We start from the raw sequence: 25,488 nt of genomic DNA, 5'->3' as shown, positions 1-25,488 counted from the left end.
CTTGCAAGTGCTGACTGCGGTCAGCGGGGCAGGGGCTGGGGGTCGGTCAGGCCGGTTGATCAGCCAACTGGTCGGCCAGGCGCACGAAAGCCGCCAGATCCAGCTGCTCGGGGCGCAGGCTACCATCCACGCCAGCGGCCTCGATGGCGGCGCTGTCGAGCAAGCCTTTGAGGGTATTACGCAACGTCTTGCGACGCTGGTTGAACGCATCGCGAACCACCCGCTCAAGCAACTGCGGATCCTTAGCCGGGTGGGGCAGCACGTCGTGCGGCACCAGCCGGACGATGGCTGAGTCCACTTTCGGCGGCGGGTTGAAGGCGCCGGGGCCTACGTTGAACAAGTGTTCGACGCGGCAGTGATACTGGACCATGATCGACAGCCGACCCCAATCACCGCCCCCAGGCCCTGCGGCCATACGCTCGACCACTTCCTTCTGCAGCATGAAGTGCATGTCCCGGATGAGGCCGGCGTGGCTGAGCAGGTGGAAGATCAAAGGTGTAGAGATGTTGTAGGGCAGGTTGCCCACCACCTTGAGGCTACGTGCCGGTACGCCGAGCTGGTTGAAGTCGAACTTCAGGGCGTCACCTTGGTGCAGGCGGAAATTGCCATTGCCTGCAAACTTGTGTTGCAGGATCGGCACCAGGTCCTTGTCCAGCTCCACCACATCCAGTTGCGCGCCGCTGCTCAGCAAGCCTTCGGTCAATGCGCCCTGGCCCGGGCCGATTTCAAGCAAGTGTTCGCCTGGCTTGGCATTAATGGCACGCAGGATGCGGTCGATGATGCCTGCATCGTGCAGGAAGTTCTGCCCGAAACGCTTGCGCGCCCGGTGTTGGTATTGCTCGTTCATGGTCGGTTCTCGGCCATCTGGTAGGCGGTGTCCAAGGCAACGCGCAGGCTGCCGGTATCGACTTTGCCGGTGCCGGCCAGGTCCAGGGCCGTGCCATGATCGACCGAGGTACGGATGATCGGCAGGCCCAGCGTGACATTGACCGCAGCGCCGAAGCCCTTGTACTTGAGTACGGGAAGCCCTTGGTCGTGGTACATCGCCAGCACCGCGTCGCAGTGCTCCAGATATTTGGGGGTAAACAGGGTATCGGCCGGCAGTGGCCCGCGCAGGTCCATGCCTTCGGCACGCAGGCGGGTCAGGGTAGGCTCGATGATGTCGATTTCCTCGCGGCCCAGGTGGCCACCTTCTCCCGCATGGGGGTTCAGGCCGCATACCAGGATGCGAGGGTTGGCGATGCCGAATTTGTCGCGCATGTCGGTGTGCAGAATGCGTGTCACGCGCTCGATGCGCTCGGCAGTAATGGCCTCGGCGATGTCACGCAGGGGCAGGTGGGTAGTGACCAGGGCGACGCGCAGGCCATCCGTGGCCAGCATCATCACCACTTGGGCGGTGTGGGTCAGTTCAGCGAGAAACTCGGTATGCCCCGAAAAAGAGATACCGCTTTCGTTGATAACGCCCTTGTGCACGGGCGCTGTGATCATGCCGTCGAAATCGCCGTCCAGGCAGCCTTGTCCGGCACGGGTCAAGGTCTGCAGCACGAACGGCGCATTGGCCTTGTCCAGCTGACCGGCGACCACTGGGGCACACAGCGGCGTGTCCCACACATACAGGCTGCCAGCGGGTGCCGGTTGACTCGGCCATTGACCTGGCATGACAGGCAGCAAGGTGATGTCCAGCCCCAGCTGGGTGGCCCGCTCGGCGAGCAGGTCACGGTTGGAGATGGCAATCAGGGGGTGGGGCTGAGCGTCGGCAGCGAGCAGCAGGCATAGGTCAGGACCTATCCCCGCTGGCTCGCCGGGTGTGACGGCGAAGCGCAGGGGCTTCACTGAGCGGCCTGGTCAGCGCCAGGCAGCTTGATTTCAACGTAGGCTTCGTCGCGAATCTGGCGCAGCCAGGTTTGCAGCTCTTCGTCGTACTTGCGGTTGCGCAGCACGCTCAGGGCTTGCTGTTCACGGGCCTGTTCGGTGCTGTCAGTGGCGCGGCGGCCCAGCACTTCCATCACATGCCAGCCATATTGGGTCTTGAACGGCTTGGTCACCACGCCTTGCTGTGCGTTGGCCATCTGCTCGCGGAACTCCGGCACCAGGGTGTTCGGGTCTACCCAGTTGAGGTCGCCGCCGTTGAGCGCCGAGCCCGGATCTTCCGAGAAGCTCTTGGCCAGGGTGGCAAAGTCTTCACCATTTTCGATGCGCTCGTAGATCTTTTCAGCCAGTTGCTGGGTGGCGGCTTCGCTGCGCACTTCACTTGGCTTGATCAGGATGTGGCGTACGTGCACCTCGTCGCGCAGCACGTTCTCGCTGCCACCACGCTTCTCCTCGAGTTTGAGGATGATGAAGCCGTTGGGGATGCGAATGGGCTGGGTGATCTCACCCACCGGCATGCTGCTCAGCATCTTGGCAAAGTCTGGGGGCAGTTGACCGGCTTTGCGCCAGCCCATCTCGCCGCCCTCGAGCGCGTTCTCGCTGGCCGAGTTGGCGATTGCCATCTGACCGAAGTCCGCGCCTTGCTTGAGCTGCTGGTAGACATCGCCCACTTTGCGCGCAGCCTTCTGGATGTCGCTGGAGTTGGCCGCTTCCGGCGTTGGGATCAGGATGTTGGCCAGACGGTATTCTTCGGACATCTGCATCTTGCCCATGTCCGAATTCAGGAAGTTCTTAACTTCCTGCTCCGACACCTGGATGCGCTCTGCCACCCGGCGTTGGCGCACGCGGCTGATGATCATCTCGCGCTTGACCTGCTCGCGAGCATCGTCGAACGACAGGCCGTCATGGGCCAGCGCCGCGCGGAACTGGTCGATGGACATGCCGTTGCGCTGGGCAATGGTGCCGATCGCCTGGTTCAGCTCCTCATCAGTGATGCGGATGCCCGAGCGCTCGCCGATCTGCAACTGCAGGTTTTCGACGATCAGGCGTTCCAGCACCTGCTGCTGCAGGGCGCCGCTTGGCGGCACGCTGCCGCCGCGCTTGGCGATGGTCTGCTGAACTTCACGCACGCGCTGGTCCAATTGGCTTTGCATGACCACGTCGTTGTCGACGATGGCCACCACCCGGTCAAGCGGTTGCACCGCGGCATGCACCGCGCCACTCAGCAAAGCGACGCCCAGCAGCACTGGGCGCAGTCGATCAATAAGCTTGTTCTTCACGTTCACGGTAACCTTGAATGCCTTGGCCGAGGAAGGATTCGACCTTGTTGCCAACGACGCCGCCGAGGCCCTTGAGAACGACCTGCAGGAATACGCCATGGTCGCCTTTTTCGTTCTGCGGCAGTGCCTGGCTGTAGTCGTCGAAGTCGAGCCAGTAACGGTTGATCAAGCGCAGCTTCCAGCAGCAGTTGTCGTATTCGAAACCGCCCATGGCTTCCAGGGTGCGGTTGCGGTTGTAGTCATGCTGCCAGCGAGCGATGACGCTCCACTGCGGGACGATCGGCCAGATGACCGAGAAGTCGTGCTGCTGGATCTTGTAGTAGTCCTTGATGTAGTTCGGGCTACCTGGGGTGCCGTAGTCGCCACCGTCCACTTTCCAGCGACCCGTGCTGGAATCGAAGGCGACCGTGTCGTTCCGGTAGCGATAGCCCAGGTTGACGATCTTGTTCGGATTGGCCTCAGGCTGGTAGTGGAACATGGCGCTGGCCGAGCGAGTGCTGTGGCTGTCCTGGTCCCAGTTGAAATCCGAATTGAAGCGCCAATCGCGGTTGAAGTAGTAGTTGTACACCAACGCGTAAGGCGAAGTGTCGGACTGGGCATAGCTGCGGTTCTTGTAATCGATACCCGGCAGCTGAACCTTGCGGTCCTTGAAGTAGTACGCTTGGCCGATGCTGAAATTCTGACGCTCGAAGCCGTCGTCTTCGATCCAGCGAGTGGTGACACCCAGCGAGAGCTTGTTCTCGTCGCCAATGCGGTCCGAACCGCTGAAACGGTTGTCGCGGAACAGCGAGTCGTAGCTGAACAGGGTTTCGCTGGTATCGAACAGCGGAATGTCTTTCTGATCCTTGTAGGGGACATAGAGGTAGAACAGGCGCGGCTCGAGTGTTTGCTTGTAGTTCGTACCGAACAGTGAAGTGTTGCGATCGAAATACAGGCCGCTGTCTACGCTGAAGATCGGGACGTCGCGGCTTTGGCTGCTCTTGAAGTCACCTTCGAGCGCAATGCGGCTCGGGTCTTCGATAAGGTTGCGTTTGCCTTCGCTGTCTAGATCCAAGTCGTACTTGGTGTATGCATACTTGAGCTTGGGGGTGAGGTAACCGTAGCTGGCCGTCATCGGCAGGCTGATGGACGGTGCCACGTTCAAGCGCGTGCCGTTGGCGCGCGCTACGCCAAAGATATTCTGATCCAGACGGCGGCCAGGGAACCCTGCAGACAGATCTGGGTTGCCATCCTTGTCGCGGACGAAGTCGCTCTTAAGGTCACGATCGAAACGTACCGCTTCGGTTTCGTAGCCCATGGTCAAGCCGCCCGGTTGGTACGGCAGCACACCGTTGAGGGTGATCTGCGGCAGACGGTCGTAAGGCGTGATCTGCGAGATGGTCGCCGCCTCGTAGGCATGCACGTTCAACCGCGCGGTGTAGCTGTCGCCGCGGTAGGTCAGGGCACCCTGCTGGTCGAGGAAGTCCTTGTTCTCGACGCCAATCTGGTCCGACTCCAGGTCCTGGAAGTAGAACGGGTCGCTGATGTCGGTGTAGTTCACCTCGGTCATCAGGCGCTCGTTCAGGCCACCCTTGTGCTGCCAGTTGACCATGTAGCGCTGGTCTTTGTAGTCGGTCTGGTCCTTGCGCTCGTCGCTCTTGTCGTTGAGGTAGGCGCCGCCGAACTGGCCTTCGCTCGAAGGCGTCAGGTAGCGGAACTCGCCTTCCATCAACAGGCCACGCTTGGTCATGTAGCGCGGGTACAAGGTGGCGTCGTAGTTGGGCGCCAGGTTGAAGTAGTACGGGGTCACCAGCATGAAGCCGGTGTCGCTGCTGGTGCTGAACGACGGCGGCAGGAAGCCGGACTGGCGGCGGTCGTCGATCGGGAAGTAGATGTACGGTGTGTAGAACACCGGGAAATCCTTGACCCGCAGCGTGACGTTTGTGGCGGTGCCGAACCCGGTGGCCGGGTTGAGGGTGATGTTGTTGCCCTTGAGCTGCCAGGCGTTGCTGCCCGGTTCGCAGGTGGTGTACGTACCGTCCTTGAGGCGGATGATGGCGTTCTCACCGCGCTTGGCGTACAGGGCACTGCCGCGAATGTGCGACTTGTGCATCACGTATTCGGCGTTGTCGACCTGGGCTTCGCCGGTGTCGAGCTGGATCTGCGCCTGGTCACCGACGACCAGCGAGCCGTTGTCGCGGATCTTGACGTTGCCCTTGAGCTCGCCACGGTTCTCGGCCTGGTACAGGTTGGCCTCGTCGGCCTGGGCCTGCATGCTGCCCTGGCGCATGACCACGTCACCGGCCAGGGTCGCAATCTGCTGCTCCTGCTGGTACTTGGATACCTTGGCATTGATGTAGGTCGGCGACTCGTCCTTGGGCGTGGTGTCAGCCATGCCGGGGCGTAGCGGCTCGACATAGGCACCGCCGCAGTACGGGCCGGTTTCGGCCAGTTGCGCGGCGGTCAGCTTGTCACGCGGGACCCAGTCCAGGTGGCTGTAGTCCTCGCTGCGCGACTTCAGCCCACGGCCCTTGGCCTCGGTGACCAGCACCGGCCGGTCGGCCTCGGCTTCGCCGGCCGCTTCGGTGCCGGTACCGCCAGCAGCGGCGGCACCCTCGTGCACCGGGCGCGGTGGCAGGTTGGTGACGGCGGTTTTGGGCTTGCAGTCCCAACCACCGGAGGCGGACACTTGGCAGTCGAATTGTTCGGCTGCCAAGACGTGCGACATGGCCAGAGGTTGCAGGGCCAGCAGACTGCCGGTGACGAGCAACGGAAACTTTCTACGAAACGCGGGGGATTTCAATGCCATCTTATTAGTCCGGGCTTCCTGCGTGCCATCTGCCCGCGTGTGGGGCCGCACGCCTCTCGATGGTCTGAAAAAGATGCTGGATAATAAAGCATGACCCGCTTGACGGCTAGGGCCGTCGGAGACCCTTGTAATGCCTGAACACGATGTACGCCTGCAGCAACTGTCCGCGTGGCTCGACCAGCAACTCCAAGACCTTTTCCTGCGCCAGGCCTGGGGCCCGGTGCCGGCCGGCAGCCTGACGCCTGCCAGCAGCGACGCGAGCTTTCGCCGCTATTTTCGCTGGGAGGGCGCAGGGCACAGTTTCGTGATCATGGATGCACCGCCGCCACAGGAAGATTGCCGACCGTTCGTCGCCATCGATCACCTGCTGGCCAGTGGCGGTGTGCATGTGCCCGTGATTCATGCCCAGGACCTTGAACGCGGTTTCCTGTTACTGGGCGATCTGGGCCGCCACACCTACCTGGACGTCATCGACACCGACAACGCCGATGCTCTGTTCGCCGATGCCATTGATGCCTTGCTGGCCCTGCAGGCGCTGCCCATGGACGCACCGTTGCCCCGCTATGACGAGGCACTGCTGCGCCGGGAGGTGGAACTGTTCCCCCAGTGGTACGTGAAGCATGCGCTTGGCCTGGCGTTCGACGAGGCCCAGGCGGCAGCGTGGCAGCGGTCCAGCCAGTTGCTGATCGACAGCGCCCTGGCCCAGCCGCAGGTGCTGGTACACCGCGACTACATGCCGCGCAACCTGATGCAGAGCGCCCCTAACCCCGGCGTGCTGGATTTCCAGGATGCCGTTTACGGCCCGGTCACCTACGACATTACCTGCCTGTTCAAGGATGCGTTCCTCAGTTGGCCGCAAGCGAGGGTCGAAGGTTGGCTGCACGATTACTGGCATAAGGCCAAGGCCGCAGGTGTTCCGGTGCAGGGCACGTTCGAAGCCTTCCAGCGTGCCAGCGACCTGATGGGCGTACAGCGCCATCTCAAGGTGATCGGCATCTTCGCCCGCATCTGCCACCGTGACGGCAAACCCCGTTATCTGGCCGACGTACCGCGCTTCTTCACCTATATAGAAGAAGTGATCGGCCGGCGGCCAGAGCTTGCCGAGCTGGGCGAGCTGATTGCTGGCCTGCAAGCGGGAGCGCGTGCATGAAGGCGATGATTCTGGCAGCAGGCAAAGGCGAGCGTATGCGCCCGCTGACCCTGCATACGCCCAAGCCGCTGATACCGCTGGCGGGGCGCCCGCTGATCGAATACCACCTGATGGCCCTTGCCGCGGCAGGGGTCACCGACGTCGTGATCAACCACGCCTGGCTGGGTGAGCAGATCGAGGACCACTTGGGCGATGGCAGCCGTTACGGCTTGCGTATTGCCTATTCCCCGGAAGGCGAACCGCTGGAGACCGGAGGCGGTATCTTCAAGGCCTTGCCTTTGCTGGGAGATGCGCCGTTCCTGTTGATCAACGGTGACATCTGGACCGATTACGATTTCTCGCGTTTGCAGGCGCCGCTGCAAGGGCAGGCCCACCTGGTGCTGGTGAACAACCCCGAGCATCACGGCCAAGGCGACTTTCGCCTGGTCGGTACCCAAGTGGTCGATGGGGACGGTGCAGCCGGTACGTTGACCTTCAGCGGTATTTCGGTGCTGCATCCGGCGTTGTTCGAAGGCTGCAAACCTGGCGCCTTCAAGTTGGCGCCCTTGCTGCGCCAGGCCATGGCCAGCGGCCAGGTGAGCGGTGAGCATTTTGCCGGGCACTGGGTCGACGTGGGCACCGCCGCGCGCCTGGCCGAGGCCGAGCGTCTGCTGGGCGAGCACCGCTGAGATGTGGTGGCCAGGCACGTTGATCGGGGCTGGGGCAGGGTTTGCCATCGCCAGCATTCCTGGTGCCCTGCTCGGTGCGCTGGCGGGGCAGATGATGGACCGTCACCTGCGCCTGCAAGGCTGGGACGATGTGCGCGAGCGTTTGGGCGGGCGTCCGGCGCCAAGGGACGAAGAGTTGCTGTTCGTGCTGCTGGGGCGGCTGGCCAAGAGCGATGGGCGTGTGGTCGAGCAGCATATCCAGCAGGCTCGGCAGGAAATGGCCCGGCTGAACCTGGATGAAGCGGCCAGGTTGCGGGCGATCGATGCCTTCAATCGGGGCAAGGGTGGCAAGGAGCGGTTGGGCAGCTATCTGCGCCGGATCCGCCAGCAGCCCCATGGGGCGGAAGGCACCTTGCGCGCCAGCTGGCGCATGGTCTGGGCCGACGGCAAGATGGGCAACAAGGAGCGGGAGCTGCTGCTGGACTGGGGGCACAAATTGGGCATGAGCCGGCGCCAGGTGCAGGCCATGTCCCAGGAGTACGAACCTCGTCGAACGGCAGGCATGGCAGGGGTCGGCATGACCTATGCGGCCGCGATGCGCCTGCTTGGCGTGGACACCGACACCGAGGGCGCGCTTGTCAAACAGGCTTATCGGCGACTGGTCAGTCGTCATCACCCGGACAAGCTGGCCGGCACCGGCGCCAGCGAGGCGCAGCTACGCGAAGCCACCGAGCGAACCCGCGAACTGCACCAGGCTTACGCGCTGATCCGTAAGCGCCGCGATTTCTAGCCGGGACCGAGCGCCGGCAGAGATCCTGCCCTGCCCGCACAATCAGGGCTGCATCCAGCCCCGCACGCGACGAAACAACTGTTCCTGGTCGGCGGCCTGATTGCCCGGCATGGCGATCAGGGACAGCTGGCGGTATTGACTGTCTTTCTGCCGCTTGCTGGCCTGCAGGCGCTGCATGGCAGCGTTGCGATCAGCACTGCGGGTCACGTAGTAGATGTCGGCCGTGGGCACTTTCAGGGTGGGCGTCAGGCTCTCCAGGTCATGCTCGACACGCGCCGGTGTCTGGGCGGCAACCATGACCAGTTTCTGCACCTCTGGCGGCTGCTTTTCGCTCAGGTAACGGGCTGCCCAGTAGGCGCCACTGCCATGGCCGATCAGCACGATGCTGCGGGCATTGTGTTGCTGAGCGAACGCGACGGCGGCGTCCAGGCGGGCGAAAATGCGCTCGGCATCGGCGGGGTCGGCCTGCTGGCTGGCAGCTTCGGCATCGGTCCCTTGTGCCGCTTCGGGCTCGGCAGCGGTGGCTTGCGCCACGTTGGCGTTGGCGTCGGCAGGTTCGTCCTTGGCAGGCGCCGTTTGCCCATCAGCCTGAGCAGGCGCCGTGGCAGGCTTGGCCTCCACACGCGCCAATGGGCTGTCGAGCAGCAGGTCAGGCAGGCTTACGCTCAGGCTGTGCCATCCCACATCCGGGAATTTCTGGCGTAGGGGCCCCACGGCGTTGGGCCAGTCGGCCGTTTCGCCGGCCCCTGGCACGATGATCACCGCGCCCTGCGGGTCGCTGTCGTTGGCGGGTTTCCACAACGCCAGGAAGCTGTCGGCACCGGCTTGCAGGGCCTGCTGTTCGGCCTTGGGCACGCGGCGTTCGAGTGCCTGGGCGTCCTCCTGGCTGCGCTCGATCAGGGGAGGGCGCGAGGGCGTAGCTTCTGCTGCAGGCGGTGTCTCGGGCGGGGTAGCCGGTGCGTCGTCAGCCCGCGCTGCCACAGGAAGGAGCGAGACCAGGCAGCACATTGCCAGCGTCGTGCGATAGAGTGTGAACATGTCTCAACCCAAAGCCAGAATGATACCGGCAGCGTAATGGTATTTGCCCGTTACGGCCACGGTCGATGGCCGCCCCTGTGTGGACGAACGTGTAGATGAAGCGAGTGCATCGCCTGTTGATGATCGGCTGCCTGTGGCTGCCGCTGATGGTCATGGCAAGGCCTGAGACGTTGCCTGGCGTCACACTGGAGCCGACGCAGCAACAATGGCTCGAGACCCATCGCAGCTTGCGCGTGGGGTTGGTATTGCAAGCCCCCTATGCCCAGTTCGACCGCCGCCTGCAGCAGCTGTACGGGGCTAACGTGGAGCTGGTGAGCAGCTTGGCCAAAGCGCTGCATCTGGACCTCACGTGGCGCCATTATCCAGACCAGGCCAATCTCGAAAGGGCCTTGCAAGCAGGGGAGATCGACTTCGCGCCAGGTTTGACCCAGACGCCGGCCACCTTGCGCCTATGGTTATTCAGCGACCCCTACATGCGCGTGCCGCAGTTGATCGTGGGCCCCCGCAACGCGGCGCTGGGCGTTGAGCTGGAAAAACTGGACGCCGCCCAGCGCGTGGCCGTGCGCATGCCCGGGGTTCTGGCCAATTACCTGCGCGCCAACTACGGCAACCTGAACCTGCAGGGCGTACCGAACGACCGTGAGGCCCTGCAACTGGTGGTCGGAGGGCAGGCCAGCTACGCCGTCATGGACGAGGCCCAACTCAGTCGTCTGTCCCGTGAAAGCGAGTTCAGCGAACTGGCGGTGGTGGGGGATATCGGCCTGCCGCAGCTGCTGCGCATGGGTTCTCGGCCAGACTGGCCACTGTTGGCCGAGGTGCTGGAGCGTGGTTTGCAGGCACTGCCAGCCAAAGAACTGGAACAGCTGCATCAGCGCTGGTTGCAGCCCAGGTATCCCAGGATCAGCGAGTCGCCGGGGTTCTGGCAAAACCTGGCCTTGTTACTGGGGCTGTTGCTGATCTGCGCGTTGATCACCCTGGTATGGCAGCGCCGCCAGCAGAGCCAGCTGGAGCGCAGCCTGTTGGCCACCCGTGAGCGACTGGTAGAGCGGCATGCGCGCGATGAAGCCTCGCGCCTGAGCCAGTTCGCCATCGACCAGAGCACCGTGGGTATTCTCTGGGTCAACTGGGACAGCCATGTGCGCTATGCCAACCCGGCTGCCGAGCGCATGCTGGGTTATGGCGAAGGCGCCTTGCTGGAAAAGCCGTTGGGGGACTTCGAGCCCTCGTTGAGCATGGAACGCTGGCTGGACCTGTGGAAAGGTGCGCGTTCAGGCGACAGCGGTGTGGGGCAGTTCGAAACCCGATGCCTGCGCGCTGACGGTCGTCTGCTGCCGGTGGAGCTGTCTTTGAGTTTCCTGCGGTTTCGCGATGCGGAATACCTGGTGGTGTACCTGGCCGATGTGACCGAGCGCCATCGCGCCACGGCTGCCTTGCGCGAAAGCGAGGCACGGCTGAAGGGAATCGCTGGCAACGTACCAGGGCTGGTGTTTCGCCTGGAACGAGACCCCGCTGAGGGTGGACTTGAATTTCCTTATGTCAGCGAGGGAAGTGAAGCATTGGTGGGCTATACGCCTGGCGAGATCCAGCACCCACAGATGGGGTTGCGCAACCTGGTACATCCCGACGACCGCGCCGATTATCACCGGGTGCAAGACCTGGCGCTGGCCAATGAGCAGGACTGGGCCTGGCAGGGGCGCATCCTTACGCGTCAGGGCGAGCAGCGCTGGGCCGATATCAAGGCCAGCACCCGGCGCCTGGGCAACGGCCAGCTGGTCTGGGACGGGGTGGTCTGGGACATCACCCAGGGCAAACGCGCCGAGCGGGCCCTGGCCCGTTCCCAAGAGCAGCTGCGCGAACTCTCGGCGCACCTTGAAAGCGTGCGCGAGGAGGAAAAAGCCCGAATCGCCCGCGAGGTGCACGATGAGCTGGGCCAGATGCTGACCGTACTCAAGCTTGAAGTATCCATGTGCGAACTGGCCTTTGCCGAACTGGACCCCGGCCTCAATGAGCGGCTGACCACCATGAAGCGTCTGATCAGCCAGTTGTTTCAGCTGGTACGCGATGTCGCCACGGCGCTGCGCCCGCCCATTCTGGATGCCGGGATTGCCTCGGCCATCGAGTGGCAAGCCCGGCGCTTCGAGGCGCGCACCCAGATTCCTTGCCTGGTACAGGTTCCTGATCATCTGCCGGCGTTGAGCGACGCCCGGGCAACGGGCCTTTTCCGTATCCTTCAGGAAGCACTCACCAATGTGATGCGCCACGCCCAGGCGCACAGCGTGGAAATCGAGCTGGTGCGCGAGGCCGGGCAGTTGCGCATGACGGTCAGTGACGACGGGCAGGGTTTCTGCCCAGACCAGCCGCGCCCCAGCTCGTTTGGCCTGGTCGGGATGCGCGAGCGGGTATTGATGATGGGCGGCAGCATGGTGCTGCACAGTGAGCCCGGCGACGGCACGCGCTTGAGCGTCGCCATTGCCCTGGAGCAGGAGGAGCGAACGTGATTCGAGTGCTGGTGGCCGAGGACCACACCATTGTCCGGGAAGGGATCAAGCAGTTGATCGGGCTGGCCAAGGACATGCAGGTGGTAGGGGAAGCCGCAAACGGCGAGCAGTTGCTCGACAGCCTGCGGCACACCCGGTGCGACGTGGTGCTGCTGGATATTTCGATGCCGGGCGTGAGTGGACTGGAAGCGATCCCGCGCATCCGTGCCCTGCACGATGCGCCTGCGATCCTGATGCTGTCGATGCATGACGAGGCGCAGATGGCAGCCCGCGCCCTGAAGGCCGGGGCGGCCGGATACGCGACCAAGGACAGCGACCCGGCATTATTGCTGGCGGCGATACGCCGGGTAGCCGGTGGTGGGCGTTACATCGATCCGGCGCTGGCAGACCGCATGGTGTTCGAAGTGGGCCTGACCGAATCCAGGCCTTTGCACACCTTGCTGTCGGAACGGGAGTTTTCGGTGTTCGAACGCCTGGCCCAGGGCGCCAACGTCAATGACATCGCCCAGCAACTGGCGTTGTCGAGCAAGACCATCAGCACTCACAAGGCGCGCCTGATGCAGAAGCTGAAAGTGAATTCGCTGGCCGAGCTGGTCAAGTATGCGATGGAGCACAAGCTGATCTGATTGCGACATTCACGGCCGCGCCATCGCTGCAGTGATCCGGTGCGTAGATGAAGGCTGCCAGCCTGTATCTTCCGCCGCCCGCAGCGCCGCTGCCTGCATAGGCGCGGTCTTGCGCTCAAGGGCTGGCGGTCAAGCGCCTGGACCTGTGTGGGCCTGTGTTCTGAAAGCGCCATGCTTGTAGGGCGTTCCCTACAACAAATCTTCCATCCGGACGATGGCATTCTCTCTGGGCGCCCGATTTGCGGGGGGATGCGGCTCTTCTACGCTTTACCCCACGCAGTCATCCAACAATAAGGTGCAGGCATGAGCGAGGCGAAGTCGAACGCTGCCACCGGCGAAACGCTGGTCAGCTTCCGTGGTGTGCAGAAGAGCTACGACGGCGAGTCGCTGATCGTCAAGAACCTCAACCTCGACATCCGCAAGGGCGAGTTCCTCACCCTGCTGGGGCCTTCCGGGTCCGGCAAGACCACCAGCCTGATGATGCTCGCTGGCTTCGAGACCCCCACCGCTGGGGAAATCCAGCTGGCCGGTCGCTCCATCAACAACGTACCCCCGCACAAGCGCGATATCGGCATGGTGTTCCAGAACTACGCCTTGTTCCCGCACATGACCGTGGCCGAGAACCTCGCGTTTCCCCTGACCGTGCGCAACCTGAGCAAGACCGATATCAGCGAGCGGGTCAAACGGGTATTGAACATGGTTCAGCTCGACAGCTTCGCCAAGCGCTACCCGGGCCAATTGTCCGGTGGGCAGCAACAGCGCGTGGCCTTGGCGCGGGCGTTGGTGTTCGAGCCGCAACTGGTGTTGATGGACGAGCCACTGGGCGCGCTGGACAAGCAACTGCGTGAACACATGCAGATGGAGATCAAGCACATCCACCAGCGCCTGGGCGTGACCGTGGTGTACGTGACCCACGATCAGGGCGAAGCGCTGACCATGTCCGATCGGGTGGCGGTGTTCCATCAGGGGGAGATTCAGCAGATCGCCGATCCACGCACCCTGTATGAAGCACCCAGCAATACGTTCGTCGCCAACTTCATCGGTGAGAACAACCGGCTCAACGGCACCTTGCTCACCCATGACGGTAACCGCTGCCAGGTGCAGTTGGCGCGCGGCGAGCGGGTCGAGGCCTTGGCTGTAAACGTGGGCCGGCCAGGCGAAGCGGTGACCCTGTCGATCCGTCCGGAGCGGGTACGGCTCAACGGCCACAGCGAGCACTGCGCCAACCGCTTTTCCGGCCGCGTGGCCGAGTTCATCTACCTGGGCGACCACGTGCGCGTTCGTCTGGAGGTGTGTGGCAAGGCCGACTTCTTCGTCAAGCAGCCCATCGCCGAACTCGACCCGGCCCTGGCCGTGGGCGATGTGGTGCCACTGGGTTGGGAAGTAGAACACGCCCGTGCACTGGATCCGATCACCGAAGCCCATTGATGGTTTGCAGCACCAACCCTGAACTGTGGAGAGAATAATAAATGCGCAAGCAGTTGAAACTGACCGCCCTGGCCCTTGGGCTGTTCGCCGCTGGCCAGAGCATGGCTGCGGACCTGACCGTGGTGTCGTTCGGCGGCGCCAACAAGGCCGCCCAGGTGAAGGCGTTTTACGAGCCGTGGGAAAAGGCCGGCAAGGGCAAGATCGTCGCCGGTGAGTACAACGGTGAAATGGCCAAGGTCAAGGCCATGGTCGACACCAAGAGTGTCTCCTGGAACCTGGTCGAGGTGGAATCACCCGAACTGGCCCGAGGCTGCGACGAGGGCATGTTCGAAGAGCTCGACCCTGCGCTGTTCGGCAACGAGGCCGACTACGTGCCAGGTGCGATCCAGCCTTGTGGTGTCGGCTTCTTCGTCTGGTCGACGGTGCTGGCCTACAACGCCGACAAGCTCAAGACCGCCCCGAGCAGCTGGGCCGATTTCTGGGACACCGAGAAATTCCCAGGCAAGCGCGGCCTGCGCAAAGGCGCCAAGTACACCCTGGAATTCGCCTTGATGGCCGATGGTGTGGCGCCCAAGGACGTGTACAAGGTGCTGGGTACCAAAGAAGGCGTGGACCGCGCCTTCAAGAAGCTCGACCAGCTCAAACCGAGCATCCAGTGGTGGGAAGCCGGCGCCCAGCCGCCGCAGTACCTGGCCTCGGGCGACGTGGTCATGAGTTCGGCGTACAACGGGCGCATCGCTGCCGTGCAGAAGGAGAGCAACCTGAAGGTGGTGTGGAACGGCGGCATCTATGACTTCGACGCCTGGGCGATTCCCAAGGGCGCCAAGAACAGCGACGAGGCGAAGAAATTCATCGCCTTCAGCGTGCAGCCTGAACAGCAGAAGGTGTATTCCGAAAACATCGCCTATGGCCCGGCCAACAGCAAGGCGGTCGACCTGCTGTCCGAAGAGGTCAAGAAAGACATGCCGACCACGCCTGAGAACATCGCCAATCAGGTGCAGATCGACGTGGCCTTCTGGGCGGACAACAGCGAGCAGCTGGAGCAACGTTTCAACGCCTGGGCGGCGAAGAAGTAAACGTCCAGTGCAAGGGGCCGCGCGGCGGCCCCTCTTTCAGTGTGTATCGTGGAGTTCGCCATGGCCATTGCAGTGCCCCTCAACGAAGGCGCCGGTCCTAATCTCAAACAGCGCCTTAAACACGCCGAGCGGGTCAACCGCTGGAAGGCCCAGGCGCTGATCGCGCCCCTGGCGCTGTTTCTGCTGCTGGTGTTCCTGGTGCCGATCGCAGCCTTGTTGTACAAGAGCGTCGGTAACCCGGAAGTGGTCGCCGGCTTGCCGCGCACGGTCGATATCATCACCCAGTGGGATGGCAAGGGCCTGCCGGGCGAGGACGTCTACAAGGCGCTGAGCCAGGACTTGGCCGAATCGCGCAAGAACCAGACCCTGGGTGACCTGTCCAAGCGCTTGAACATGGAGCTGGCCGGCTACCGCAGCCTGTTGGCCAAGACCGCACGGGCGCTGCCCTTCAAGGCCGAGCCTGTCTCCTACAAGGACGGCTTGCAGGCGCTGGACGAGCGCTGGGGCGACCCCGCCTATTGGCAGGCGATTCGCCGCAATACCAGTACCCTTACACCTTTCTACCTGTTGGCGTCGCTGGACCACCGTATCGACGACCTGGGCCAACTGGCCAAGGCCACGCCGGACCAGGCCATCTACCTGGATATTTTCACCCGCACCCTGTGGATGGGCGTGGTGATCACCGCCATTTGCCTGGTGCTGGCCTATCCGCTGGCTTACCTGCTGGCCAACCTGCCGACACGCCAGAGCAACCTGTTGATGATCCTGGTTCTGCTGCCGTTCTGGACCTCGATCCTGGTAAGGGTGGCCGCGTGGATCGTGCTGCTGCAGTCCGGCGGGTTGATCAACAGTGCGCTGATGGCCATGGGCATCATCGATCAGCCGCTGGAGCTGGTCTTCAACCGCACCGGCGTGTACATCTCGATGGTGCACATCCTGCTGCCCTTCATGATCCTGCCGTTGTACAGCGTGATGAAAGGTATTTCCCCGAGCTACATGCGCGCTGCCATTTCCCTGGGCTGCCATCCGTTCGCCAGCTTCTGGCGAGTGTACTTCCCGCAGACCTATGCCGGGGTAGGTGCCGGGTGCTTGCTGGTATTCATTCTGGCCATCGGCTACTACATCACGCCTGCGTTGCTGGGCAGCCCGAACGACCAGATGGTCAGTTATTTCGTGGCGTTCTACACCAACACCAGCATCAACTGGGGCATGGCCACCGCGCTGGGCGGTCTGCTGCTGCTGGCCACCGTGCTGCTGTACCTGATCTATAGCTGGCTGGTCGGCGCCAGCCGCCTGCGCCTGAGCTGAGGAGCCTTGTCATGCTGAGCCCTTACATGTCGCCCATCGAGCGGGTCTGGTTCTACAGCCTGCGTATTCTCTGTGGCCTGATATTGCTGTTTCTGATCCTGCCGGTGCTGGTGATCGTGCCCCTGTCGTTCAACAGCGGCAGCTTCCTGGTCTACCCGCTGCAAGGCTTCTCCTTGCAGTGGTACCAGGACTTCTTCGGCTCGGCCGAATGGATGCGGGCCTTGAAGAACAGCATCATCGTCGCCCCGGCGGCGACCGTGCTGGCCATGGTCTTCGGAACGCTGGCGGCCATCGGGCTGACCCGCGGTGATTTCCCCGGCAAGTCCCTGGTAATGGCTTTGGTGATATCACCGATGGTGGTGCCGGTGGTGATCATCGGCGTGGCCAGCTACCTGTTCTTCGCGCCCCTGGGCCTTGGCAACAGCTTTACCTCGCTGATTCTGGTGCACGCGGTGTTGGGTGTGCCGTTCGTGATCATCACCGTGTCGGCGACGCTGCAAGGCTTCAACTACAACCTGGTGCGCGCGGCTGCCAGCCTGGGTGCTTCGCCGCTGCTGGCGTTCCGCAAGGTGACTTTGCCGTTGATCGCGCCCGGCGTGATTTCCGGGGCGTTGTTTGCCTTCGCCACATCCTTCGACGAGGTGGTGGTGACCTTGTTTCTGGCCGGACCAGAGCAGGCGACCCTGCCACGGCAGATGTTCAGTGGCATTCGCGAGAACCTGAGCCCGACCATTGCGGCTGCGGCGACCCTGCTGATCGGTTTTTCGGTGGTGCTGCTGCTGACCCTGGAATGGCTACGGGGGCGCAGCGAGAAACTGCGCACCCAGCAGCCGGCCTGACAGCGCTGTCTGCGCTGGCTTGTCAGCCCGTGTGGCGACAGACAAGCCAGCGCTTGTTGCAGCCGCTGCTCGACATGCGTTGATACCAATCAGCCTTCACCGCTTTGCCTGAGTTACAATGCGCGCCACCGTGATTCTGCCCAACAGGTGCGCCATGCAGCCCTACGCTATTGCCCCCTCCATTCTTTCCGCCGACTTCGCCCGCCTGGGCCAGGAGGTCGACAATGTCCTGGCCGCAGGCGCCGATATCGTCCACTTCGACGTGATGGACAACCACTACGTCCCCAACCTGACCATCGGCCCCATGGTCTGCAGCGCGCTGCGCAAGTACGGCGTGACCGCGCCGATCGACGTGCACCTGATGGTCAGCCCCGTGGACCGCATCATCGGCGACTTCATCGAGGCCGGCGCTACCTACATCACCTTCCACCCGGAAGCGACCCAGCACATCGACCGTTCGTTGCAACTGATCAAGGACGGCGGCTGCAAGGCCGGCCTGGTGTTCAACCCGGCCACCAGCCTGGACGTCCTGAAATACGTGATGGACAAGGTCGACATGGTGCTGCTGATGAGCGTCAACCCAGGCTTCGGTGGCCAGAAATTCATTCCGGGCACGCTCGACAAGCTGCGTGAGGCGCGCGCGCTGATCGACGCCAGTGGCCGCGACATTCGTCTGGAAATCGACGGTGGTGTGAACGTGAAGAACATCCGTGAGATCGCCGCCGCCGGTGCCGATACCTTCGTGGCCGGGTCGGCGATCTTCAACGCCCCCGACTACCAGCAGGTCATCGCCCAGATGCGCAGCGAACTGGCACAGGCGCGCCCATGAGCGGCTTCGAGCAGCTGTTCCCAGGAGCGCTGCCCAGGCTGGTGATGTTCGACCTGGATGGCACCTTGGTCGACTCCGTCCCGGACCTGGCCGCAGCGGTGGACCGCATGCTGCTCGAACTCGGCCGACCCGCCGCTGGCCTCGATGCCGTGCGCCAGTGGGTGGGCAATGGCGCGCAGGTGCTGGTACGCCGTGCTCTGGCGGGTGATATCGATCACGCCGGGGTGGACGATGCCCTGGCCGAACAGGCCTTGGCGCTGTTCATGGACGCCTACGCCGAAAGTCACGACCTGACAGTCGTGTACCCAGGCGTGCAGGACACCTTGCGCTGGCTGCGCAAGCGCGGTGTGGAAATGGCCTTGATCACCAACAAGCCGGAGCGCTTCGTGGGGCCTTTGCTGGACCAGATGAAGCTGGGCAGCTATTTCCGCTGGATCATCGGCGGAGACACCCTGGCTCAGAAGAAGCCGGACCCAGCGGCGTTGCTGTTCGTGATGCAGATGGCCGGCGTGACCCCGCAGCAAGCGTTGTTCGTCGGCGATTCGCGCAGCGACGTGTTGGCAGCCAAGGCAGCTGGCGTGCAATGCGTCGGGCTGACCTATGGCTACAACCACGGGCGGCCCATCGAAGAGGAATCGCCCAGCCTTGTGATCGATGACCTGCGGGCTTTGTTGCCCGGTTGCGTAGACCCTGCCACTGGGATAACGTTGGCGGACCTTCAAGCCTCAGACCAAAAAGGGTCAAACGTGGCGGTTACCGGCAAATTCTGGATGAAAGTCATCAAGGCCCTGGCCCGATGGCGTTGGCGCGCCTGACGCCTGCCTGCCGGCGTGTGCCGGCCCATCCGTTTGCCCGAACCAATGCTGTTTGCCACGAGGCTACTCATGATCCGCGAAGAATTCCTGCGCCTGGCCGCTGCCGGCTATAACCGCATCCCCCTGGCCTGCGAAACCCTGGCCGACTTCGATACGCCCCTGTCGATCTACCTGAAACTGGCTGACCAGCCCAATTCCTACCTGCTCGAATCGGTGCAGGGCGGCGAGAAATGGGGGCGGTACTCGATGATTGGTCTGCCGTCGCGGACCGTGCTGCGTGTGCATGGCTACCACGTGTCCATCCTGCAGGACGGCGTCGAGGTCGAAAGCCATAACGTCGAGGACCCCCTGGCGTTCGTCGAAACCTTCAAGCAGCGCTACAACGTGGCCGACGTTCCGGGCCTGCCGCGCTTCAACGGTGGACTGGTCGGCTATTTCGGGTATGACTGCGTGCGTTACGTTGAAAAACGTTTGGGCGCGAGCCCCAACCCGGACCCTCTCGGGGTGCCGGACATCCTGCTGATGGTCTCCGATGCCGTGGTGGTGTTCGACAACCTCGCTGGCAAGATGCACGCCATCGTGCTGGTTGACCCTGCCCAGGAACAGGCCTATGAGCAAGGCCAGGCGCGCCTGCAAAGCCTGCTCGAAACGCTGCGCCAACCCATCACGCCACGCCGCGGGCTTGATCTGAGCGGGCCTCAGGCAGCCGAGCCTGCATTCCGGTCGAGCTACACGCGTGACGATTATGAGCATGCCGTCGGCCGTATCAAGGAATACATCCTGGCCGGTGACTGCATGCAGGTGGTGCCGTCGCAGCGCATGTCCATCGACTTCAAGGCAGCACCCATCGACCTCTACCGCGCCTTGCGTTGCTTCAACCCGACGCCGTACATGTATTTCTTCAACTTTGGGGACTTTCATGTCGTCGGCAGCTCGCCCGAAGTGCTGGTGCGGGTCGAGGACAACCTGGTCACGGTGCGACCCATCGCCGGTACACGCCCACGCGGTGCGACGGAGGAGGCCGATCGCGCGCTGGAAGACGACTTGCTGTCGGACGACAAGGAAATTGCAGAGCACCTGATGCTGATCGACCTGGGGCGTAACGACGTCGGCCGCGTATCGTCCACAGGCAGTGTGCGCCTGACCGAGAAGATGGTGATCGAGCGTTATTCCAATGTCATGCACATCGTTTCCAACGTCACCGGCCAGTTGCGCGAAGGGTTGACGGCGATGGATGCACTGCGGGCCATCCTGCCTGCCGGTACGTTGTCCGGGGCGCCCAAGATCCGTGCGATGGAGATCATCGATGAGCTGGAACCGGTCAAGCGCGGGGTTTATGGCGGTGCAGTGGGGTACTTCGCCTGGAACGGCAACATGGATACGGCGATCGCCATCCGTACGGCTGTGATCAAGGATGGAGAGCTGCACGTACAGGCCGGCGGTGGCATTGTTGCCGATTCTGTGCCAGCGCTGGAGTGGGAAGAAACCATCAACAAGCGTCGGGCCATGTTCCGTGCGGTGGCGTTGGCCGAACAGACCACTTCTCGGTAGGTGGCGGTTGCCTGAGCGGTGACGCAGTCCAAGCCCCTGTATGAGCGTAATGCTGTTCACTTAAGATCGTTGGGGCCGTTTCACGGCCCATCGCGGCACGAGGCCGCTCCTACACTGACCTGTAGGAGCGGTCTTGTGCCGCGATGGGCCGCGAAGCGGCCCCGTTGATTTCAGGCTGGCCCTTTGCTAGAAATCCACGCTAACGGCAAGGCTCATACCTTGTTGCTTGAGCTCATCGCTCTTGCGCCAGTTGTAGCCGGCACGCACATTCACCCCTGCCACCACTTCATGGCTGACCCCAAGGCTCGCTCGGGTCAAGTTGCTATGGGGGGTATAGCCGTCGAGCGTGAAATCATTGGCTGGCAAAGCGGTGAAGTTCAGGCGTACGTCCTGCTGGTCATGCTCGAACTCGTGCTCCTGAGCCACCTCGGCAAATACTCGGGTAGCAGGCAATACCTGCACGCTACCCAGCAGGCCCAGGCCCAGCCGTCGTGACGTGCGCTCCTGGTCATCGAACCCCAGCGCCGTCGCGCGACCGCTCCTTTCGTCATAGCCATCGATCTTGACCCTGGCATAGTCAGCGCTCAGGAATGGCGCCAGCTGCCAGCGGGCACTTTCCGGCGCCAGGTTATAGCCCAGTCGGCCAGACACGGCCCATGTTTCGCCCTGGGTATCGCCTTTTTCACTGCGCTCGCTCACCCCCAGCGCGAAGGTGCGTTTCAGATCGTCATAATCCAGGTGCCCGACGGTCAATGCCGCATCTGCCCACCAGCGGTGCTGGCGGTACTGCGCAAAGACACTGGCCAGGTAGCTGTCGAGTGTGTAGTCCGAATCATGGCTGCCCACTTCCAGCTTCTGCCGGTACACGCCGCCAGCCAGCCCCAGCCGCCAGGCATCGTCGACCCGGTAGCTACCGCCGACAGTCAGGTTGTAACCGTGGCCGTCACCGTTGGCGGCGCTGCGTTGCCCGCCGAAGTCCAGGTCTTGCGCACCAGCGGCGATGAAAGGCTGCCACTGACCGACCGCTTGCCAAGGGGCCTGCCATTGGTTGCGCAGTTCATCCTGATGAGCGCTGACGCTGGCGTGGGCCATTTCGGGAAGCAGGGTAAGCTCCCAAGGGGCGGCCAGAACGGAGTAGGCGTAATCGGCGATCAGTTGCTGGCCAGCAATGGTCGGGTGCACGGGGTCGTTGAACAATAGCTTCGTGGGGTCTGGCGTGATGCCGTTGACGCCATACACGGGGTTGCCGACGCAGCTTTCGCTGCTATAGCACGTACCGACCAGGTTCTGGTCGCTGGCCAGTCCGAACTGAGCGGGGTGGGCCAGGGCCTCGCTCAGCAACAGTGGGACATTCAGGGGGATGACCTGAGCGTCGATTTGCCTGAGTTGGCTGACCAGTGCCTGGTTAAAGGCACCGGACAGCAACGACAGGGAATTTTGCTGCGCCGTACCGCTGAAGTTGGGCGTCTGGCCAAGATCAGGCAACAGCCAAACCATGATGTAACGGGCACCACCCTGTTGCAGGGCCTGAGCACTGGCGGCCAGGCGTGCACCGGCAGCCACGGCGTCGGCTGGGCTGTTGACCAAACCCTGCAGGAAGTCGTTGCCGCCGCCTGTCACGTAATAAAGTGCATTGGGATCGGCGCGAAGGCCCGTAGCCAGATAGCCAGGCTTTTCCCGAAGCACCAGGCCCGCGCCTAGGCGCCCCGGTGGGATGACCGTGCTGGAGGTGGTGGTGATGGAGTCCAGGATCTGCTTGGTGGTATAGCCGCCAACCGCCCAGTTGTTGCCATCGGGCAGGCCCAGCGCCGCATTGACCGGCGATGTGGAAGGCCCAAGCGCATTGGCGCCCAGGCCCAGGCGAGCGCCCAGGATCATCGGCGACACAGGTGCATAGCTGCCATCGGCATTGCGGTTGGTGAAGCGAAGGCCTGCGAACTGGCCGGCGTCGCTCAGGCTATCACCGAATACGATCAATGAAGCGTACGGGTCAGCAGATGCAAATGCCTGGCCGCAGGCCAATGCCAGTGAGGCGGCGGTGACGCGCAATAACGGTACGTTGAGCATCGAGAAACATCCTTTTCTTTGTTTTTATCAGGACAACTCCATCGACCTTAGCAAAACGCCGCGCAATGCACCTGATGCCATTCGTTTCCCAGTGTTTACGGGCATATTGCGCCCGCCGCCCCGGTAGGCTACTGTGCCGAGACGTATGAGCGAGACCTACCCTGTGTTGATCGTCAGCAAACTCTTGATGCGCGTTATCAAGGCCCACGCCCGTTGGCGTTGGCGCGCCTGACTTTATCCTCTGCCGGTCCGTCCGGCCCGCCCCTGTTTGCCTTCCTGTCTCAACGTCTTTAGCGGCAAAGTTGCGCCTGCGACAGGTACAGGAAGGTTCGAATCATGAAGTCAGTAGGTTCAAGAGGTTTCATCCGATGTTACTGATGATCGACAATTACGACTCATTCACTTACAACGTCGTCCAGTACCTGGGCGAGTTAGGGGCTGATGTGCGGGTCATTCGCAATGACGAAATGACCATTGCCCAGATCGAAGCCCTGGCGCCGGAGCGCATCGTCGTTTCGCCTGGGCCCTGTACGCCGAGCGAAGCCGGTGTGTCCATCGAAGCCATTCTTCATTTTGCCGGTAAACTGCCGATTCTGGGCGTGTGCCTGGGCCATCAGTCCATCGGCCAAGCGTTCGGTGGCGATGTCGTGCGTGCACGCCAGGTGATGCACGGTAAGACGAGCCCCGTCCACCATCGCGACCTTGGCGTATTCAGCGGCCTGAACAATCCGGTGACCGTGACCCGCTACCATTCGCTGGTGATCAAGCGCCAGACGCTGCCGGAGTGTCTGGAAGTGACGGCCTGGACCGCACACGAAGATGGCTCGGTCGACGAGATCATGGGTGTACGGCACAAGACGTTGAATATCGAGGGCGTGCAATTTCACCCCGAGTCGATACTCACCGAGCAGGGCCATGAACTGTTCGCCAATTTCCTCCAGCAGACTGGCGGCCACCGCTAAGGAACGAATATGGATATCAAGAGCGCGCTGGGTCGCATCGTCGGCCATCTGGACCTTTCCACCGATGAAATGCGCGGCGTGATGCGCCAGATCATGACCGGCCAATGCAGTGAAGCGCAGATTGGCGCATTTCTGATGGGCATGCGCATGAAAAGTGAAAGCATCGACGAAATCGTTGGCGCGGTGTCGGTCATGCGGGAGTTGGCTGATAAGGTCGAGCTGAACACCCTTGATGGGGTGGTCGACATCGTGGGTACCGGGGGCGATGGTGCCAATATCTTCAACGTGTCTACCGCATCCGCTTTTGTACTGGCCGCTGCCGGCTGTACCGTCGCCAAACATGGGAACCGGGCGGTGTCCGGCAAAAGTGGCAGCGCAGACCTGCTCGAAGCGGCTGGCATCTACCTGAACCTGACGCCCGTTCAGGTGGCCCGCTGCATCGACAGCCTGGGTATCGGCTTCATGTTCGCCCAGAGTCACCACAGCGCCATGAAACATGCCGCTGGGCCGCGTCGCGATCTAGGGCTCAGGACCTTGTTCAACATGCTTGGCCCGCTTACGAATCCGGCCGGTGTGAAGCATCAGGTGGTTGGGGTGTTCACCCAGGCGCTCTGCCGTCCTCTGGCCGAGGTGCTGCACCGCCTGGGCAGCAAGCATGTGCTGGTGGTGCATTCCAAGGATGGGCTGGACGAATTCAGCCTGGCAGCGCCCACCTTCGTGGCTGAATTGAAAAATGGCGAGATTGCCGAGTACTGGGTTGAACCGGAAGACTTGGGCATGAAGAGCCAGAGCCTTCATGGCCTGGCGGTCGAGGACCCGCAAGCGTCCCTGGCGCTGATTCGTGATGCGCTGGGTCGACGCAAGACCGAGAACGGCCAGAAGGCCGCCGAGATGATCGTGCTCAATGCCGGTGCAGCCCTATATGCCGCAGATCACGCCATGAGCCTGAAGGCCGGCGTTGAACTTGCCCACGACGTGCTGCACACCGGGTTGGCCTGGGAGAAACTGCAGGAGCTGGGTGCGTTTACGGCCGTATTCAAGGTGGAGAATGAAGCATGAGCGTGCCAACGGTGCTGGAAAAGATCATCGCCCGCAAGTTCGAGGAAGTGGCCGAGCGCAGTGCTCGCGTAAGCCTTGCCGAACTTGAGCAGTTGGCCAAGGCGGCCGACGCGCCCCGTGGTTTCGCCAACGCCATGCTGCGTCAGGCCGAGCGCAAGCAGCCAGCGGTGATCGCTGAAATCAAGAAGGCCTCCCCTAGCAAAGGTGTGATCCGGGAGCATTTCGTCCCTGCAGACATTGCCGTGAGCTACGAGAAAGGCGGCGCAACTTGCCTGTCGGTGTTAACGGATGTCGATTATTTTCAGGGGGCGGACGACTACCTCAAAGAGGCGCGAGCAGCCGTGTCGCTGCCGGTGATCCGCAAGGACTTCATGGTCGACCCTTATCAAATCGTCGAGGCCCGTGCTCTGGGCGCAGATTGCGTGCTGCTGATCGTGTCGGCGCTCGACGATGTGAAAATGGCCGAGCTGGCGGCCACGGCCAAGTCGGTCGGGCTCGATGTGCTGGTGGAGGTGCACGATGGTGCTGAGCTTGAGCGCGCACTCAAGACGCTGGACACGCCATTGGTGGGGGTCAACAACCGTAACCTTCATACCTTCGAAGTGAACCTGGAGGCCACGCTGGACCTGCTGCCACGTATCCCCGCGGATCGGCTCGCCATTACCGAGAGCGGCATCCTCAATCAGGCCGATGTGCAGCTGATGAAGATCAACCGCGTCTATTCATTCCTGGTGGGTGAGGCATTCATGCGGGCTGAGAACCCGGGGCTCGAGCTCCAGCGCTTGTTCTTCCCTGATCAAGTGAAAAAGACCATTCAGCAACTGGACTGAATGAACCAAGCCGGCCATGTTGCCGGCTTTTTCATGGT

At 62.6% G+C, this 25,488-nt stretch carries 21 protein-coding genes; 15 read left to right on the top strand and 6 right to left on the bottom strand.

Annotation, left to right across the window (positions count from 1 at the left end; genetic code table 11):
* Window positions 1–46 precede the first annotated feature (46 nt).
* From rsmA to B2J77_RS19035, 4 genes are read right to left on the bottom strand one after another with little or no spacing between them, the layout of a single operon-like run.
* Complete coding sequence (rsmA, locus tag B2J77_RS19050; protein WP_078479218.1) at window positions 47–847, bottom strand: 16S rRNA (adenine(1518)-N(6)/adenine(1519)-N(6))-dimethyltransferase RsmA; 801 nt, start codon at window positions 845–847, stop codon at window positions 47–49.
* A complete protein-coding gene (pdxA, locus tag B2J77_RS19045; RefSeq protein WP_078479217.1) occupies window positions 844–1,833 on the bottom strand; it encodes a 4-hydroxythreonine-4-phosphate dehydrogenase PdxA in 990 nt (329 codons plus the stop codon). Before pdxA ends, rsmA begins: the two co-directional genes overlap by 4 nt.
* Window positions 1,830–3,155, bottom strand: coding sequence for a peptidylprolyl isomerase SurA (gene surA / locus B2J77_RS19040; protein WP_088523757.1), 1,326 nt, complete (start codon window positions 3,153–3,155; stop codon window positions 1,830–1,832). The genes pdxA and surA overlap by 4 nt, the downstream gene beginning before the upstream one ends.
* Window positions 3,130–5,937, bottom strand: coding sequence for an LPS-assembly protein LptD (locus B2J77_RS19035; protein WP_078479216.1), 2,808 nt, complete (start codon window positions 5,935–5,937; stop codon window positions 3,130–3,132). Before B2J77_RS19035 ends, surA begins: the two co-directional genes overlap by 26 nt.
* 130 nt (window positions 5,938–6,067) lie before the next feature.
* On the opposite strand from B2J77_RS19035, the gene B2J77_RS19030 reads away from it, so the two are divergent.
* Genes B2J77_RS19030 through B2J77_RS19020 form a run of 3 tightly spaced genes read left to right on the top strand, consistent with a single transcriptional unit; the run spans window position 6,068 to window position 8,524 of the window.
* Window positions 6,068–7,087 (top strand): aminoglycoside phosphotransferase family protein, encoded by a 1,020-nt coding sequence (locus B2J77_RS19030; protein WP_078479215.1) that lies wholly within the window; start codon window positions 6,068–6,070, stop codon window positions 7,085–7,087.
* Entirely contained in the window at window positions 7,084–7,755 is a 672-nt protein-coding gene (murU, locus tag B2J77_RS19025) for an N-acetylmuramate alpha-1-phosphate uridylyltransferase MurU (protein ID WP_078479214.1), read from the top strand. Before B2J77_RS19030 ends, murU begins: the two co-directional genes overlap by 4 nt.
* Window position 7,756: 1 nt before the next feature.
* Window positions 7,757–8,524, top strand: a complete 768-nt coding sequence (locus B2J77_RS19020; RefSeq protein WP_078479213.1) for a TerB family tellurite resistance protein — start codon at window positions 7,757–7,759, stop codon at window positions 8,522–8,524.
* Window positions 8,525–8,566: 42 nt separating this feature from the next.
* Here the strand turns inward: B2J77_RS19020 and B2J77_RS19015 are convergent, their stop codons facing one another.
* On the bottom strand, window positions 8,567–9,562 hold the full coding sequence (locus B2J77_RS19015) for an alpha/beta hydrolase family protein (RefSeq protein ID WP_078479212.1): 996 nt from the start codon (window positions 9,560–9,562) through the stop codon (window positions 8,567–8,569).
* Between the two features lie 95 nt (window positions 9,563–9,657).
* Between B2J77_RS19015 and B2J77_RS19010 the strand changes: the two genes are divergently transcribed.
* The 9 genes from B2J77_RS19010 (at window position 9,658) to trpE (ending at window position 20,532) form a co-directional block, all read left to right on the top strand.
* A complete protein-coding gene (locus B2J77_RS19010) occupies window positions 9,658–12,060 on the top strand; it encodes a PAS domain S-box protein (RefSeq protein WP_078479211.1) in 2,403 nt (800 codons plus the stop codon).
* Window positions 12,057–12,686: a response regulator transcription factor gene (locus B2J77_RS19005; protein ID WP_058603047.1), complete on the top strand. Its 630-nt coding sequence runs from the start codon at window positions 12,057–12,059 to the stop codon at window positions 12,684–12,686. Before B2J77_RS19010 ends, B2J77_RS19005 begins: the two co-directional genes overlap by 4 nt.
* 303 nt (window positions 12,687–12,989) lie before the next feature.
* A complete protein-coding gene (locus B2J77_RS19000; RefSeq protein ID WP_058603048.1) occupies window positions 12,990–14,114 on the top strand; it encodes an ABC transporter ATP-binding protein in 1,125 nt (374 codons plus the stop codon).
* Window positions 14,115–14,155: 41 nt separating this feature from the next.
* Window positions 14,156–15,190, top strand: a complete 1,035-nt coding sequence (locus B2J77_RS18995; protein ID WP_058603049.1) for an ABC transporter substrate-binding protein — start codon at window positions 14,156–14,158, stop codon at window positions 15,188–15,190.
* A 60-nt stretch (window positions 15,191–15,250) separates the two neighbouring features.
* On the top strand, window positions 15,251–16,498 hold the full coding sequence (locus tag B2J77_RS18990) for an ABC transporter permease (protein ID WP_078479210.1): 1,248 nt from the start codon (window positions 15,251–15,253) through the stop codon (window positions 16,496–16,498).
* 11 nt (window positions 16,499–16,509) lie between these two features.
* The gene (locus B2J77_RS18985) at window positions 16,510–17,337 is read left to right on the top strand and encodes an ABC transporter permease (protein ID WP_058603051.1); all 828 of its coding nucleotides are present in this window, start codon (window positions 16,510–16,512) and stop codon (window positions 17,335–17,337) included.
* Window positions 17,338–17,491: 154 nt separating this feature from the next.
* A complete protein-coding gene (gene rpe / locus B2J77_RS18980) occupies window positions 17,492–18,166 on the top strand; it encodes a ribulose-phosphate 3-epimerase (RefSeq protein ID WP_058639616.1) in 675 nt (224 codons plus the stop codon).
* Entirely contained in the window at window positions 18,163–18,981 is an 819-nt protein-coding gene (locus B2J77_RS18975; RefSeq protein ID WP_027913641.1) for a phosphoglycolate phosphatase, read from the top strand. The genes rpe and B2J77_RS18975 overlap by 4 nt, the downstream gene beginning before the upstream one ends.
* Before the next feature lie 69 nt (window positions 18,982–19,050).
* Window positions 19,051–20,532: an anthranilate synthase component I gene (gene trpE, locus B2J77_RS18970; RefSeq protein WP_078479209.1), complete on the top strand. Its 1,482-nt coding sequence runs from the start codon at window positions 19,051–19,053 to the stop codon at window positions 20,530–20,532.
* A 186-nt stretch (window positions 20,533–20,718) separates the two neighbouring features.
* Here the strand turns inward: trpE and estP are convergent, their stop codons facing one another.
* Window positions 20,719–22,599 carry an esterase EstP gene (gene estP / locus B2J77_RS18965; RefSeq protein WP_078479208.1) on the bottom strand — a complete coding sequence of 627 codons (1,881 nt, stop codon included), beginning with the start codon at window positions 22,597–22,599 and terminating at the stop codon, window positions 20,719–20,721.
* Between the two features lie 368 nt (window positions 22,600–22,967).
* Between estP and B2J77_RS18960 the strand changes: the two genes are divergently transcribed.
* From B2J77_RS18960 to trpC, 3 genes are read left to right on the top strand one after another with little or no spacing between them, the layout of a single operon-like run.
* Entirely contained in the window at window positions 22,968–23,561 is a 594-nt protein-coding gene (locus tag B2J77_RS18960; protein ID WP_058639595.1) for an aminodeoxychorismate/anthranilate synthase component II, read from the top strand.
* Between the two features lie 9 nt (window positions 23,562–23,570).
* Window positions 23,571–24,620: an anthranilate phosphoribosyltransferase gene (trpD, locus tag B2J77_RS18955; RefSeq protein WP_058639594.1), complete on the top strand. Its 1,050-nt coding sequence runs from the start codon at window positions 23,571–23,573 to the stop codon at window positions 24,618–24,620.
* Complete coding sequence (trpC, locus tag B2J77_RS18950) at window positions 24,617–25,450, top strand: indole-3-glycerol phosphate synthase TrpC (RefSeq protein ID WP_058639593.1); 834 nt, start codon at window positions 24,617–24,619, stop codon at window positions 25,448–25,450. Before trpD ends, trpC begins: the two co-directional genes overlap by 4 nt.
* Window positions 25,451–25,488: the final 38 nt, after the last annotated feature.

This window comes from Pseudomonas parafulva (genome assembly GCF_002021815.1).
Taxonomy (GTDB): Bacteria; Pseudomonadota; Gammaproteobacteria; order Pseudomonadales; family Pseudomonadaceae; genus Aquipseudomonas; species Aquipseudomonas parafulva_B.
Note: the sequence above shows the minus strand (reverse complement) of the source record. Positions and strands in the feature narration are given on the sequence as shown.

What these genes read in the sequence shown, in the direction of transcription:
- rsmA (WP_078479218.1), bottom strand. Translation starts at nt 847, where the DNA reads ATGAACGAGCAATACCAACACCGGGCGCGCAAGCGTTTCGGGCAGAAC.
- B2J77_RS19035 (WP_078479216.1), bottom strand. Translation starts at nt 5,937, where the DNA reads ATGGCATTGAAATCCCCCGCGTTTCGTAGAAAGTTTCCGTTGCTCGTC.
- B2J77_RS19030 (WP_078479215.1), top strand. Translation starts at nt 6,068, where the DNA reads ATGCCTGAACACGATGTACGCCTGCAGCAACTGTCCGCGTGGCTCGAC.
- murU (WP_078479214.1), top strand. Translation starts at nt 7,084, where the DNA reads ATGAAGGCGATGATTCTGGCAGCAGGCAAAGGCGAGCGTATGCGCCCG.
- B2J77_RS19020 (WP_078479213.1), top strand. Translation starts at nt 7,757, where the DNA reads ATGTGGTGGCCAGGCACGTTGATCGGGGCTGGGGCAGGGTTTGCCATC.
- B2J77_RS19015 (WP_078479212.1), bottom strand. Translation starts at nt 9,562, where the DNA reads ATGTTCACACTCTATCGCACGACGCTGGCAATGTGCTGCCTGGTCTCG.
- B2J77_RS19010 (WP_078479211.1), top strand. Translation starts at nt 9,658, where the DNA reads ATGAAGCGAGTGCATCGCCTGTTGATGATCGGCTGCCTGTGGCTGCCG.
- B2J77_RS19000 (WP_058603048.1), top strand. Translation starts at nt 12,990, where the DNA reads ATGAGCGAGGCGAAGTCGAACGCTGCCACCGGCGAAACGCTGGTCAGC.
- B2J77_RS18995 (WP_058603049.1), top strand. Translation starts at nt 14,156, where the DNA reads ATGCGCAAGCAGTTGAAACTGACCGCCCTGGCCCTTGGGCTGTTCGCC.
- B2J77_RS18990 (WP_078479210.1), top strand. Translation starts at nt 15,251, where the DNA reads ATGGCCATTGCAGTGCCCCTCAACGAAGGCGCCGGTCCTAATCTCAAA.
- B2J77_RS18985 (WP_058603051.1), top strand. Translation starts at nt 16,510, where the DNA reads ATGCTGAGCCCTTACATGTCGCCCATCGAGCGGGTCTGGTTCTACAGC.
- rpe (WP_058639616.1), top strand. Translation starts at nt 17,492, where the DNA reads ATGCAGCCCTACGCTATTGCCCCCTCCATTCTTTCCGCCGACTTCGCC.
- B2J77_RS18975 (WP_027913641.1), top strand. Translation starts at nt 18,163, where the DNA reads ATGAGCGGCTTCGAGCAGCTGTTCCCAGGAGCGCTGCCCAGGCTGGTG.
- trpE (WP_078479209.1), top strand. Translation starts at nt 19,051, where the DNA reads ATGATCCGCGAAGAATTCCTGCGCCTGGCCGCTGCCGGCTATAACCGC.
- estP (WP_078479208.1), bottom strand. Translation starts at nt 22,599, where the DNA reads ATGCTCAACGTACCGTTATTGCGCGTCACCGCCGCCTCACTGGCATTG.
- B2J77_RS18960 (WP_058639595.1), top strand. Translation starts at nt 22,968, where the DNA reads ATGTTACTGATGATCGACAATTACGACTCATTCACTTACAACGTCGTC.
- trpD (WP_058639594.1), top strand. Translation starts at nt 23,571, where the DNA reads ATGGATATCAAGAGCGCGCTGGGTCGCATCGTCGGCCATCTGGACCTT.
- trpC (WP_058639593.1), top strand. Translation starts at nt 24,617, where the DNA reads ATGAGCGTGCCAACGGTGCTGGAAAAGATCATCGCCCGCAAGTTCGAG.